General features: G+C 39.0%; 11 protein-coding genes. 6 read left to right on the top strand and 5 right to left on the bottom strand.

What is annotated here, in order from left to right:
• The first annotated feature begins 23 nt into the window (after positions 1–23).
• The 4 genes from MKX47_RS15355 to MKX47_RS15340 all read left to right on the top strand — a co-directional run bounded on the left by MKX47_RS15355 (position 24) and on the right by MKX47_RS15340 (position 5,171).
• Entirely contained in the window at positions 24–458 is a 435-nt protein-coding gene (locus MKX47_RS15355) for an SACOL1771 family peroxiredoxin (RefSeq protein WP_340775842.1), read from the top strand.
• Between the two features lie 14 nt (positions 459–472).
• On the top strand, positions 473–2,470 hold the full coding sequence (locus tag MKX47_RS15350) for an ABC1 kinase family protein (RefSeq protein ID WP_340775839.1): 1,998 nt from the start codon (positions 473–475) through the stop codon (positions 2,468–2,470).
• Positions 2,471–2,734: 264 nt separating this feature from the next.
• Positions 2,735–4,219 carry a histidine ammonia-lyase gene (hutH, locus tag MKX47_RS15345; protein WP_340775837.1) on the top strand — a complete coding sequence of 495 codons (1,485 nt, stop codon included), beginning with the start codon at positions 2,735–2,737 and terminating at the stop codon, positions 4,217–4,219.
• A gap of 76 nt (positions 4,220–4,295) precedes the next feature.
• Positions 4,296–5,171, top strand: a complete 876-nt coding sequence (locus MKX47_RS15340) for a 5'-3' exonuclease (RefSeq protein ID WP_340775835.1) — start codon at positions 4,296–4,298, stop codon at positions 5,169–5,171.
• A 65-nt stretch (positions 5,172–5,236) separates the two neighbouring features.
• On the opposite strand, the gene MKX47_RS15335 is transcribed toward MKX47_RS15340, so the two are convergent.
• The 4 genes from MKX47_RS15335 to MKX47_RS15320 all read right to left on the bottom strand — a co-directional run bounded on the left by MKX47_RS15335 (position 5,237) and on the right by MKX47_RS15320 (position 9,662).
• Entirely contained in the window at positions 5,237–6,394 is a 1,158-nt protein-coding gene (locus MKX47_RS15335) for a Ger(x)C family spore germination protein (RefSeq protein WP_340775833.1), read from the bottom strand.
• Positions 6,391–7,827: a spore germination protein gene (locus tag MKX47_RS15330; protein ID WP_340775830.1), complete on the bottom strand. Its 1,437-nt coding sequence runs from the start codon at positions 7,825–7,827 to the stop codon at positions 6,391–6,393. Before MKX47_RS15330 ends, MKX47_RS15335 begins: the two co-directional genes overlap by 4 nt.
• On the bottom strand, positions 7,814–8,911 hold the full coding sequence (locus tag MKX47_RS15325) for an endospore germination permease (protein ID WP_340775827.1): 1,098 nt from the start codon (positions 8,909–8,911) through the stop codon (positions 7,814–7,816). The genes MKX47_RS15330 and MKX47_RS15325 overlap by 14 nt, the downstream gene beginning before the upstream one ends.
• 220 nt (positions 8,912–9,131) lie before the next feature.
• On the bottom strand, positions 9,132–9,662 hold the full coding sequence (locus MKX47_RS15320) for a C39 family peptidase (protein ID WP_340775823.1): 531 nt from the start codon (positions 9,660–9,662) through the stop codon (positions 9,132–9,134).
• Positions 9,663–9,782: 120 nt separating this feature from the next.
• Between MKX47_RS15320 and MKX47_RS15315 the strand changes: the two genes are divergently transcribed.
• The gene (locus MKX47_RS15315; protein WP_340775820.1) at positions 9,783–10,307 is read left to right on the top strand and encodes a sigma-70 family RNA polymerase sigma factor; all 525 of its coding nucleotides are present in this window, start codon (positions 9,783–9,785) and stop codon (positions 10,305–10,307) included.
• The gene (locus MKX47_RS15310; protein ID WP_340775817.1) at positions 10,276–11,703 is read left to right on the top strand and encodes a hypothetical protein; all 1,428 of its coding nucleotides are present in this window, start codon (positions 10,276–10,278) and stop codon (positions 11,701–11,703) included. The genes MKX47_RS15315 and MKX47_RS15310 overlap by 32 nt, the downstream gene beginning before the upstream one ends.
• A gap of 323 nt (positions 11,704–12,026) precedes the next feature.
• On the opposite strand, the gene MKX47_RS15305 is transcribed toward MKX47_RS15310, so the two are convergent.
• The gene (locus tag MKX47_RS15305) at positions 12,027–12,344 is read right to left on the bottom strand and encodes a thioredoxin family protein (protein ID WP_340775814.1); all 318 of its coding nucleotides are present in this window, start codon (positions 12,342–12,344) and stop codon (positions 12,027–12,029) included.
• Positions 12,345–12,365 lie beyond the last annotated feature (21 nt).

Genomic DNA, 12,365 nt, shown 5'->3' with positions numbered 1-12,365 from the left:
AAATGGAAAAGAGTGATTCTCCAATGACAAAGCATACATTTACTTTACATATTGATTGGCCACAGGGGCGTAATTCAGTAGGCAACTTATCGACACAACGCCTACAAACACAAATTTCTATCCCACCAGAAATGGACGGACCAGGAATCGGGACAAATCCTGATGAAATGTTGCTTGGTGCAGCAGCAACATGCTATATTATTACGCTTGCAGCTATGTATGAACGCAGTGAAATCGATGCTGAATTAGCATTAAAATCAGAGGGTATCGTGGATGTGACAAATGGCGTCTTTACCTATCAGGAAATTCACCACTATGTATCTATCACGCTAAATGATCGATCGGAGCGTACACAAAAGCTGGCAGAGCGCTATGCATATAAAGCAGAAGAAACCTGTATGATTAGTAAAGCGTTAAAAGGGAATGTAGTTATTCAGGTACATATTAAGATGAACTAAGGGGGGCGAGCTTGTTGAATATTTTTTCAGCCGTCATTCAATTAGTAGGTGCGAGCATTTTAATCTTCTTTATTAGTGGACGCTTAATAGGGTCGCAAGTTAGTCTCGTGAAGCGAGTACTATCTGTAATTGTAAGCGTTGTTTTTACAACCTTTGTTTTTTGGTATACGTATTTGCGAGGTTCGGATTACTATGATTTCAATATCGTATCGAATGTAGTCAATAGTGCGACTTTGCTGTGGCTTGGTAGTATGTTACTCATTTCAATGCTATTGTACTTGTTTTTTGAATTATTTGATTCAATTGAGTTAAATGAAAATGGAACACCGGTTGGTAGACGCTCCTATGTTAAAACAATCATTACGTATTGGAAGCGTCAAAAGCGTTTGCGTGAAGTAGTCAGTGTCGCTGTAAAAAACGGTGTTACACGGACAGTAAAGTATGCACGTTCTCGTGAGGATGAGCGTGAGTTAGCGAAGGCTTTACGTGACACACTGGAACAATGTGGCGGGGTATTCATCAAATTTGGGCAAGTCCTTTCTACAAGAAAAGAGCTTTTATCGCCAATTTTTATAGAAGAATTAGAAAAGCTTCAGCAGCAAGTAAAGCCATTAACAGAACAACAAGTAGAGCAAATTTTACAGGATAATTTCGGGCAAGAAGTAGATCAAATTTTTTCCTACTTCAGCAAAAAACCATTAGCTTCAGCATCTATTGGTCAGGTGCATAAGGCTGTTTTGAAAGAAACGAATGAGCCTGTTGTTGTGAAGATGCTTCGTCCAGAAGTAAAGCATATTATGCATGAGGACTTATCAATTTTAATGGAGTTTGCAAGCTGGATATCGAGTAAATCTAGTTGGGCTGAAAACTTAGGCTTTTATGATTTGGCAAAAGGATTTAGCTTAGCGCTTAGTGAGGAAATCGATTTTAATATTGAAGCACGCAATATGGAGCAAATGGCGCTCATTGTGCAGAAGGGTGAGATCAATGTAAAAGTGCCCCGAGTTTTTTCGCGCTATAGTAATAAAAATGTGCTCATTATGGAATATATTAAAGGACAATCCGTCAATGCGGCACATGTATTATTTAAGGAACATGATGCCAATCGTCATGAATTTGCCCAAACATTGCTTTATGCCTTTTTAGAACAGGCACTTGTTTCTGGTATATTTCATGCCGATCCACATCCGGGAAATATTTATATGGAAGAGGAAACGGGTCGTGTGGCGATGCTAGATTACGGTGCAGTCGGTCGTTTAGCCATACAGCAGCAGGATGGTCTTAAATATTTTTTAGTAGGGATTCACCAGACGGATGCCGCGCTCGTTGTGGATGGCATTAACCTGCTTGTGGAAAATGGGGAAGCAGCAAATCGTCAAGAAATGGAGCAGGCCATTAGCCAAATTTTACTTAGAATTAGCTATGTGTCACATATCGAAACGGACGAGCTTATTTATTCTATTTTCTCGGTTGCACGTGATTTTGGTCTGCATTTCTATCCAGCAGTCAGTGTTGCTTTACGCGCAATTGTTACACTGGACGGAACATTATCAACCATTGACCCTCGCTTTGAAATTTTTAGAGAGATTAAAGATTTTTCCAATGACTATTTAAAGGCGAGCCTAGCAAAACCGTTTAAGCAACCAAAAGAAACAAAGCAATTTATTGAAGAAGAGCTTGCACTGCTGTTACCGAATATTCGTAAGATCCCGCGTCGAATTGACCAAATGATTAAAAAAGCAGAAAGCGGCAAAATCATTCTGCACCACGATATCTTTTCGGATAAAACGAATGCGATGTTTGTGACGCAGCTATTTTCACGTCTTGTGCTATTGCTTGTGGGCATTACATTCGGTATTATTTCAGTTGCATTACTCGCAATTTCGCAGTTTATTCATACTGCCTATGCGGTTTATTTAAATACGGCTGCTTATCTCGGTTTATTTTTATGTGCGATCTTACTTGTGCGTTTATCAATCCAGGCGATTCGGGATATGAAGCGAACAAAATAACAATTTTGTAGAGACTCGATTTTTCGGGTCTCTTTTTTATCTTGTAAAAAATACTTTACTATAATAGAATACTAAATCACTAGAGAAATGGTTTATTAGCATAAAAGTGGAATGAAGTGAAAATGCTGACGTTAAACATGTAAAACTTGAATTTTAGAGAGAAAATGCGTTTTCACACAAAAATAGGTGGAAATAAACTGTTATTTGTAGAATAATAAATTCAAAGGGATAATGATTTTGAAAAATCACAAAGGATGGTGTCATATGATTCAATTAAACGGTAAAAATTTAACAATCGAACAAATGGCGAGTATTTTATATGGGAATCAAAAAGTAGCAATTGTCGATGATGCCAAACAGAAAGTGGCCAAAAGCCGTGAAGCTGTCGAACGAATTGTGCAGCAAGATAAAACAGTGTACGGTATTAATACAGGCTTTGGTAAGTTTAGCGATGTTAAAATTGTAGAGAAAGAAGTCAGTAAATTGCAGTTAAACTTAATCCGGTCTCATGCCTGTGGATTTGGTGAGCCATTTCCACTATATGTTGCAAAAGCCATGATGGTATTACGCTTGAATGCATTGCTAAAGGGGTTTTCAGGCATTCGTCTAGAAGTACTTGAGCGACTTTGCTATATGATTAATGAGGATGTGATCCCAGTTATTCCACAGCAAGGCTCGCTTGGCGCATCAGGTGATTTAGCGCCGCTTTCGCATTTAGTGCTGGCATTAATTGGCGAGGGAGAAGTGTTTGTTCAAGGAGAGCGTCGACCAGCGAAGGAAGTATTTGAGCAACGAGGCCTTCCGAAAATTGAGCTACAAGCAAAGGAAGGTCTAGCGCTTATTAATGGAACACAGGCAATGACGGCACAGGGGATTGTTAACTATATTGAGGCCGAAAAGCTAGCATACGCGAGCGAATGGATTTCGGCGATGACGATGGAGGCATTGTACGGTATTATTGATGCCTTTCACCCGGCTGTTCACGAAGCGCGTGGGATGCAAGAGCAAATGGATGTTGCTATGCGTATGCGTCATTGGCTAGAAGGTAGTGCGCTGATTACGCATCAAGGGGATAAGCGTGTACAAGATCCATATTCGCTGCGCTGTATTCCTCAAATTCATGGAGCGAGCTGGCAAGTACTAAATTACGTCAAAGAAAAGCTAGAGCTTGAAATGAATGCAGCAACGGATAATCCATTAATTTTTGAAGAGGGCAACCTTGTTATTTCAGGTGGGAATTTCCACGGACAACCGATTGCCTTCGCGATGGATTTTTTAAAAATTGGTGTTGCGGAATTGGCAAATGTTTCAGAGCGTCGCATTGAGCGTTTAGTGAATCCACAGTTAAACGAGGGGTTACCGGCATTTTTAAGTGCCAAACCTGGATTAGAATCTGGCGCGATGATTTTACAATATAGCGCAGCCAGCCTAGTATCGGAAAATAAAACACTTGCACATCCCGCATCGGTTGATTCGATTCCATCTTCAGCTAATCAGGAGGACCATGTGAGCATGGGAACTACGGGCTCACGACATGCGCGTATGATTATCGGAAATGTCCGCAATGTATTGGCGATTGAAGCATTTTGTGCTGCACAAGCTGTAGAATATCGTGGGGTCGAACAGATGTCACCAAAGCTACGTGAAAAATGGGAGCAAATCCGTAAAATTGTACCAAGCATGAGGGAAGATCGTATTTTTAGCGCGGATGTGAATCGAATCATCGACTACTTATTACCATGCGACTAAATAAGTGTTCATGAGCGCTTTTCGACATGCGGTTTTGCTATAATGAGAGTCGACAAGTTTGAGAGGAAGTATTGTTATGACAAAACCGCATTTATTAATCGTTGATGGTATGGCACTTTTATTCCGTTCATTTTTTGCATCGGCTGCGATGAAGCAATTTATTCGCTTAGATGATGGCACACCGTCAAACGGGGTACAGGGCTTTGCGCGTCATGTATTAACCGCACAAAACTTAATGAAACCAACGCATTTAGCTGTTTGCTGGGATATGGGGGCACATACATTCCGCAATGATTTATTCGATGGTTACAAGGCAAATCGCCCAGCACCCCCAGAAGAAATGCTGCCACAATTTGATATGGCTAAGGAAGTATCCGACATGATTGGCTGGCAAAATTTCGGGACAAAGGGTTTAGAAGCCGATGATTTAATCGGATCTATGATTGAAAAATGGAAGGACGAGGCACAAATTACCGTTATTAGTGGTGACCGTGATTTGCTGCAGCTACTAAATCCAACAACTACAATTGCTTTTACGAAAAAGGGATACTCAGAATACGATGTGTATACAGAGACGCGCTTTGTTGAGGAATACGGCATAGCACCAAAGCAATTTGCCGAAGTGAAGGCATTTATGGGTGATACAAGTGATGGCTATCCAGGCGTTAAGGGGATTGGTCCGAAAACCGCACTACAATTAATTCAAAATCACGGCTCGATTGATGGCGTGCTACAAGCTTTACCAACATTAAAGCCAGGTCAACGAATTAAAATCAGTGAAAATAAAGACATGCTCCACTTATCACATCAACTGGCAACGATTAATTGCGCAGCGCCAATTGAAGCCGAGCTGGATGCATTACGTTTACAAGCATATACACCGGAGTTATTTAATTCTGTGGAACAAAAAGGCTATCGTTTAATTGCCAAGCATGCGAGATCATTAAAGTAAGGTAATACAGAACAAGCATACAGCGCTACTATATAAGTGAGCGCTGTATGTTTTGCTGTTTATAGTTACTGCCCATGTCCTTGTTGAATATTATCTGATATAACACGTTCCCCATTCATTTTGACAATTTCTACGTTAATGGAGCGAATTGAATTTTCATTTAGTGGTACAGTGCCGTCTATATGGAATTTCTTCCACGCTTTATTATGCTTTCGATAAACAACCTCGGATAGACGGAAAACATCCACGTTCAGCTTTAATGCGGCTAAATAGGTCGTTTCAATTTCCTTTTTTATTTCTTCCTCCATTTTTTTCTTGGATTCCGCCATAAGTGCGTTATTCAAAGATTCAATCCCTTTCACAACGCATTTTACATCGATTTCAAAATGGACCGAATCATCATTAATAATAGGGCGAATTGTCGGTTTTACCGTTTCGACGATATTTGTTACATACTTCTCGGCAAAACCCTCCATTTCAATTGTAATATTTCCCCTTTTGGTCTTATCTGTCATCCATTGAAGCCCTCGAACATCATCACCTGTTAATCGTCCCAAATATCCGTCCTTTGAGTTTACTAAAGAAACAGATTTAATCGAATATACACTATCTGCCCCTTTTTCTGTTGACCAGTTATCACTTAGTTCAAGAAATGGAATGATGGCCGAATGACTTGGTTCATCCACATTAATCAAAATTTCTCGAAAGCTGATAGGCTGAATTAAAGAAGATTGACCGAATAAACTAGTAGGGTCGGCTACCTTTGATAAGGTGATGGCCTTATTTAGAATGGGAGTTGCAAGCATAATTTCTTCTAATGGTTCGTCCGTAATATAGGTCCAGGTTTTATAACGCAATTCTCGATAGCGAATAAAGGAATTGACAATGGCGCTGCCTTTATGTGCTTTGATAGCATCTTCAGAAAATACAACATATTCCAACTGACCTAAAAATAATCGTTCATCCATCGTCTTATATAAATTAAAAAAAACCTCATTAAATGTGCGACCTCTAGCAATACCAACCTCTGTTTGAGTTGCTTCAGGATTTGGTTGTTCGGATTTGGCGATATTTGTAAAATCGATAATTTGTGCATACATAATATATTCATCATCCTGAAAATCAATTCCGATACTATACAGATAATACATTCGCTCAGGCTGATTAGTATCCCAGCACCCAGAAAGTAAAAGGATAAATGGGAGGAGGAGTAACTTTTTCAAGAGTCCCCCTCCTTCGTTTTATCTTGAAGCGTGTTCATGTCTGTACGCTTTTTATAAAATTTTAACGGTGGACGGAATAAAGATACTTTTAAGTTTGCCCAAGATAAATTTGCGGTAAAGTTGAGATAAGGCACACCGTAAACGCGCAAATTCGCTAAATAAAGAATAACTAAATAAATTGATAAAAATAAGCCAAATAAACCAAAAATAGAAGTTGCGATAATAAAGCAAACTCGTATCATACTGACCGTTGTGACAAGCGATTGATTGACAAGTGTAAAGGTTGCAATGGTTGAAATCGCAATGACAACAATCATCGCAGGGCTTGTTATACCTGATCGTATTGCGGCATCTCCAATAATAAGTCCCCCAACGACACTAATTGACCCACCAAGTACACTAGGGAGGCGCAACCCAGCTTCTCGAAACAACTCAAACATGAACAACATACCAAGCATTTCAATAGCTGAAGGGAGCGGTAATCCAGTATTCGCTTGAACGATTGTAGCAAGCAATGGAAACGGGATTTGCTCTTGATGAAAGGTCGTTAACGCAAGCCAAAAAGCAGGTAAAAGTAAAGCAATGAGAATACTAAAAATTCGCAGCACTCGTTCGATAGAGGTTGTTACTGCAGGATAATCGATATCTTCACCGGCTTTTAAGAGCATTAATAAATTAATCGGTGTAATGACCGCATAAGATACACCATCAACAAGAATGACGAAACGTCCCGCTGAAAGTGACATAACTGCAAAATCTGGACGCCCTGTTGTATCGTTAAGGGGTACAAAATACGATTGTTTATGAAAACGCTCCATTAGCGACTCGCTGCTTAATAGCACATCCGTGTGAACAGATTGCAAATCCTGTTTGATTTCCTTTAATATTGCTAAATCCGCGATATCTTGAAAATAAAGAATAGCCAATTTCGTTTTCGAGCGTTCCCCAATCGTTAGCTTTTCTACTGCTAGTGAATTCGTAGGGAGTCGCTTACGAATGAGCGCAATATTAGTAGCTAAATCTTCAATAAAGTTGTCTCGAGGCCCTTTTATTTGAACTTCTAATTTAGTTTCTTCTGGGCTTCGATTTGGTTTTTTTTCAATATTACTTGCAAATAGGGTTTGGAGCTTTTCCACATAGATGAGGACAAAGCCTCCAAATACATTTGATACCGCATCATTTAAATCTGTAATTTGTTGTAAATCAGGGAGATATAAATTTTGTAATAGTAAATCCTCTGTTAACTGCGTATCTGGGTCACTACAAATTGTTTGAAGTCTCGGTACAATAATTTCATTTAGTGAATACTTGTCTATCATTGCCTCACAAGTGATAAGGGTTACATTAGTTGCTTGAAATAAATACGTTTGAAAGTGAATATCCTGACAATGTTTAAATTGCTCTTTTAACGAGTTTGTATCAATTTGATGCATGGCGATCCACCTTATTGTTTGATCTCTTTCGTAAAAGGAACAGGAATAAAAATGCTAAAATGAAAAAGAACAAAGATGTACTTACTAAAAAATACTTCCCTTTAATTTCGATAAATATACTGTCATTTATTAAAAACAGTGGCAATGATAAAAAAATAAACGCGGGTGCAACAGTTTCCCAAATCCGCTTTTTTTGACCTGTCATCCCGAGTAGTTCAATTGAAATAAATAGCAAAAAGCCAACGCGTATAAACGTACCTGTTAGCCATTGGTATATTGAAAAGAAATCCATATGCGAAATAAAGCTACCAATTTTTGCGATCCGCCATTCTTCAAATGCGGGATAGCGTTGTTTGGCAGCCTCTGTTGGACCAAATTCTGTAATGGCCCCTACCAATGGACCAATCGTTAAGCCAAGAAGAATGAAAAGTATAATGAGTAAATGCTTAAAGTTTAATTTTTTCTTGAAATGCTGCTGAATAAATAAAAGTAAGAGTAGTTCAAAATAGCCAGAAACGGGATACAGTATCGTTTTAATTATTGGCGTAAAGCCATGCTCAAAAAATGGCAGTAATAATTTATAGTCTTTTATTTGCATATTGACAAAGGCAACGAAAAAACCAAAAATAACGACACCAAATAGAACAATGACATTGGCCATTGTAAGACTGTATACAGAAGATACGGCTAATAAAATACAAACAATTGAAAAGAAGAAAAATAGCAGGAGAACTGGTGTTTCAATCAAGAAAGTTGTTGACACCCATTGTAATGTTTCGCGCATCGTGAAGGCTGCCATTAATAATAAGTAAAAAACAATGATATAGATGATGACATTGCCAATTCTCGGGTAATTTTCAAGCAGACGCATACGAACGGAATCAGATTGAAGCTGCTTTTGAATATAAATAATGATGAATAGCCATGGAATTGTGATGAGCGCAGCTAAAATGACCGACATCCATGAATCACGTCCAGCGCCGTTTAATAATGAAGGAATGATCGTCACATGATTTTTCAAGCCTATCACTGTCATCGATAAAAAAACAATATGAAGGACACTAATTTTACCAATTGATTTCATAGGGATTTCCTCGCACTTTTTCTCTAGTAAATGATAATAGAAGGTTATTAGTCCTCTTAGCATGAAGTATTGCCATAAATTGAGTAGTTATACAATTTGATGAATTATCACGGCATTTACATCAGAGGGAATGGTGGTTTTTTGAAAATGATTATATGTCTCAGAAGTTAACACGTCATCATAAAAAATTCATATTAAAAAAACAGCGCTAGCTAGAGAGCTAACGCTGTTTTGGTGCGACTTTGATGAAGTTTAATACTTTACGATTGTCATCATATTTAAAGGAGCGCACTTGGCTATCGCGATTGCGACCTCCATTATCATGAATTGTCAAGTATAGTTCGCTGTCTTTAATTTCGTAGCCAATGAGGGGTACCCAATGGTAGTTATAAAGCGGCTTATGTTTGGATAAAAACTGCCCTGAAAAATAAACATCAAAGCGCATCGCCACAGGATTGCCTTCGCGTAGTTGCTCGATGGCCTGTGTTAAGGTGCATTCCTCCACACACCAATTCTCGCCAAGCAGCTTACGTAAATTACGAATCATGCGCCATTTAAAAAGCCCAATTTTTGTACCACCGAGCAATGTATACAATTCATTAATATCATGTGTGAGCACGGCATCGTTCTTTTGGCATAAATAAGTTAAAATGACATGCGCTGTCGTTGGTCCGCATGCAGAGTTTTGAAACTCCGGTCGAATCTCTGCACTATATTGGGACCGTCCGTTTACATTTAGTAGTACTCGCATACAAGCACCTCCCTAGTATTATAAGGTTATCATATACCCGAACAAAAAAATTTAAACCAATTGAAACTATTTCGAAGGGCACTCCGTCTAACGGCTAACGAATTGAAAGGTGGTGACACAATGCAGCTAGAGCAATTGATTCGAACACATGGTGAAGAGTTACTGCGCCTTGCTTATACATATGTGAAAAATCAACAGGCGGCAGAAGATATCGTACAGGATGTGCTACTGAAAGCCTTTGAGCAGCAGGAAAAATTTCGTGGAGAAGCCAGTTACCGTACGTATTTATTCCGCATGACCATAAATCGTAGCTATGATTACTTACGCAGTTGGAGCTACAAAAATACCATTCTTATAGAAAAAATTCAGCAAATTTTTAAAGGAACGAAATCTGCAGAGCAGGAAGTACTCGTTTTAACCGAAAATCGTTTATTAGGTGAGGCTGTGCTCAATTTGCCGATGAAGTACCGAGAAGCCATTATTTTATACTATTATAAAGAGCTAAAAATTGAAGAAATTGCGGACTTGCTCGCTTGTTCAGATAATACGGTGAAAACAAGGCTAAGGCGCGGACGAGAAAAACTAAAGCAAACGCTAGAAGGAGGTGCGTGGGATGACGAGTTCTCAAATGAAAAAAGCTATTGATGAAACGATTAGTAAGGAACCAATGATGAATGAAGCCTTTGTGCAAAAGGTGTTGCATGGCAAAAACCGTCGTAAAAAGCCGATCCCATTTTTGCAGCCAGCACTTGTAGTCGTCATGATGCTTGCGATTGGGGCGGTGCTGTATTTTACACCACAGCAAAACGAACAATCTGCTGTGGATGTTGAAGCACCCAATTTAACTGAAAAATACCAGCGCCTTGTTTCAGAATTTTATAGTGCAATATTACAAAGGGACAGTGAAGAGTTAACTAAAATGACCGTCATGGATAGTGAAGATGTGCTTTCTCGCTATAATAATTATGATTTAACGAAGCAACTTCAGGTGATGCGAACAATTGACGAGAAGGAGCAAATGACCATTGTTATGAAGCTCCCAGATTTAAATGGAGCAGCATTTTTAGATACGCTCGTTATTCATAAAAAAACTGAAAAAATCGAGCTTGATATGTTACAGCCGCTGGAGCGTTATGTAGAGGATGTAGCGCTTCCGAAAGAGTTTGTCTTTGAATATCGAGTAGCGCCAAATGCACCCATCATTTTAAATTTAGAACTTGATCTGCGTGAAGCGGAAATCCAAACGAATAATGACCATACCCTCTATCAAATTCCGACAGACGCTGGCATTTGGCGAGTATTTGAAACACCAAGTGGCGAGCGCTTTGATTTGAATATTGTCAGTAATGAACCAACACAATTTAATTTTGGCGGAGATGGCCGATATTATTTGATTGATAGTAAAACGCTCGAAACAACCTTTATTTATCATAATCAAACAGGAGAGTATCAACTGGTAACAGGGCAGCTTAAATATCCAGGAGTGACGCTGTATTCGACAGATTATCATGAGGCGCCAACCTTTTTATTTGGTGGTGACGAGCCAAAAGTCATTACCATTGAGCAAGGGCAGCTGATGTATGCCAATGTTTTTGAGCATGCAGATCTTACTAATTCCTCGGCATTTTATCATACGGAAGCAATTGGTCAGCATTTACTTGTGAAGTATACTGAAGATTTGAGACAAATTTCTACGTATTATGAATTTACCTCGGCTGATAGGCTAACGGATTACCGCACAATCAATCTGCTCGAAGCCAAGCCGGAGCATTTGAAGAATATGTCGTTAACGAACCGTTATAATGATCAACTAATGTATATTTTTGATGGGGATACGATTTATTATAGGGGGAGAACAAATACATTCGAATTAGTCGAAAAAACCTATACCAATATCCAAATCGAAACAGAGGGGGATCAGTATTTCATTACCGGGGATGACGGCTTTAGCTGGACATTAACACGCACCGCACCACGCATCTTGCAGGATGAAAAGGGGATTGAATATACGACATCTGTGAAGTTTGAGGATTTACCGTAAGCTGGGGTTGTATATGATTTTACTGGGGAAATGGTGGGGGTTTTTGGGAGTTCGCAAATATATTTTAAAAATCGCAAATAACTCAAAAATTTCGCAAATAAACTGTGAAAATCGCAAATATCCACGCGAAATCGCAAATAAAATTCTAAAGTCGCAAATAACCCTGCACATCACTATCTCAACAACGCACAGATAAAACGGGAAGGGAATTGTCCCAGACCACCAACTCAAAACGAAGCCTACCTAAAATTTTGGGGTAGGCTTTTCGTTTTATTCCCATAAAAAAAACGAACGAAGCTACTGCATGCCTCGTTCGTCCTTTATTACGCTTGTGCGTTTAAGAATTCTTCAACTTGTGCAGGTGATTTTGCATTAGCACTATGTAAGTGAGCTAATTTTTCACCGTTTTTGAAGATTAATAATGATGGAATACCCATGACTTGATATTTCTCTGCTAAATCGGGGAAGTTATCACGGTTTAGTGAGTACCAGTCATATTGGTTGTATTCTTCAATAATTGGATCGATAAACATATCCATACGTGTGCAGTCCGGGCACCAGCCAGCGAAAAACTTCACGATAACCGCTTTGTCTGTAGTTGTTAATTCAGTAAACTGTTCAATTGTTGTAATTTCTTGCATTATATTCACGCTCCTTTATGC

The organism is Solibacillus sp. FSL R7-0668 (genome assembly GCF_038006205.1).
Classification (GTDB): Bacteria; Bacillota; Bacilli; order Bacillales_A; family Planococcaceae; genus Solibacillus.
This window is presented reverse-complemented; position numbering and strand designations above follow the sequence as displayed.

Excerpts from the sequence above, each read along its gene's own strand:
- MKX47_RS15355 (WP_340775842.1), top strand. The coding sequence starts at position 24 with ATGACAAAGCATACATTTACTTTACATATTGATTGGCCACAGGGGCGT.
- hutH (WP_340775837.1), top strand. The coding sequence starts at position 2,735 with ATGATTCAATTAAACGGTAAAAATTTAACAATCGAACAAATGGCGAGT.
- MKX47_RS15340 (WP_340775835.1), top strand. The coding sequence starts at position 4,296 with ATGACAAAACCGCATTTATTAATCGTTGATGGTATGGCACTTTTATTC.
- MKX47_RS15330 (WP_340775830.1), bottom strand. The coding sequence starts at position 7,827 with ATGCATCAAATTGATACAAACTCGTTAAAAGAGCAATTTAAACATTGT.
- MKX47_RS15325 (WP_340775827.1), bottom strand. The coding sequence starts at position 8,911 with ATGAAATCAATTGGTAAAATTAGTGTCCTTCATATTGTTTTTTTATCG.
- MKX47_RS15320 (WP_340775823.1), bottom strand. The coding sequence starts at position 9,662 with ATGCGAGTACTACTAAATGTAAACGGACGGTCCCAATATAGTGCAGAG.
- MKX47_RS15315 (WP_340775820.1), top strand. The coding sequence starts at position 9,783 with ATGCAGCTAGAGCAATTGATTCGAACACATGGTGAAGAGTTACTGCGC.
- MKX47_RS15310 (WP_340775817.1), top strand. The coding sequence starts at position 10,276 with ATGACGAGTTCTCAAATGAAAAAAGCTATTGATGAAACGATTAGTAAG.
- MKX47_RS15305 (WP_340775814.1), bottom strand. The coding sequence starts at position 12,344 with ATGCAAGAAATTACAACAATTGAACAGTTTACTGAATTAACAACTACA.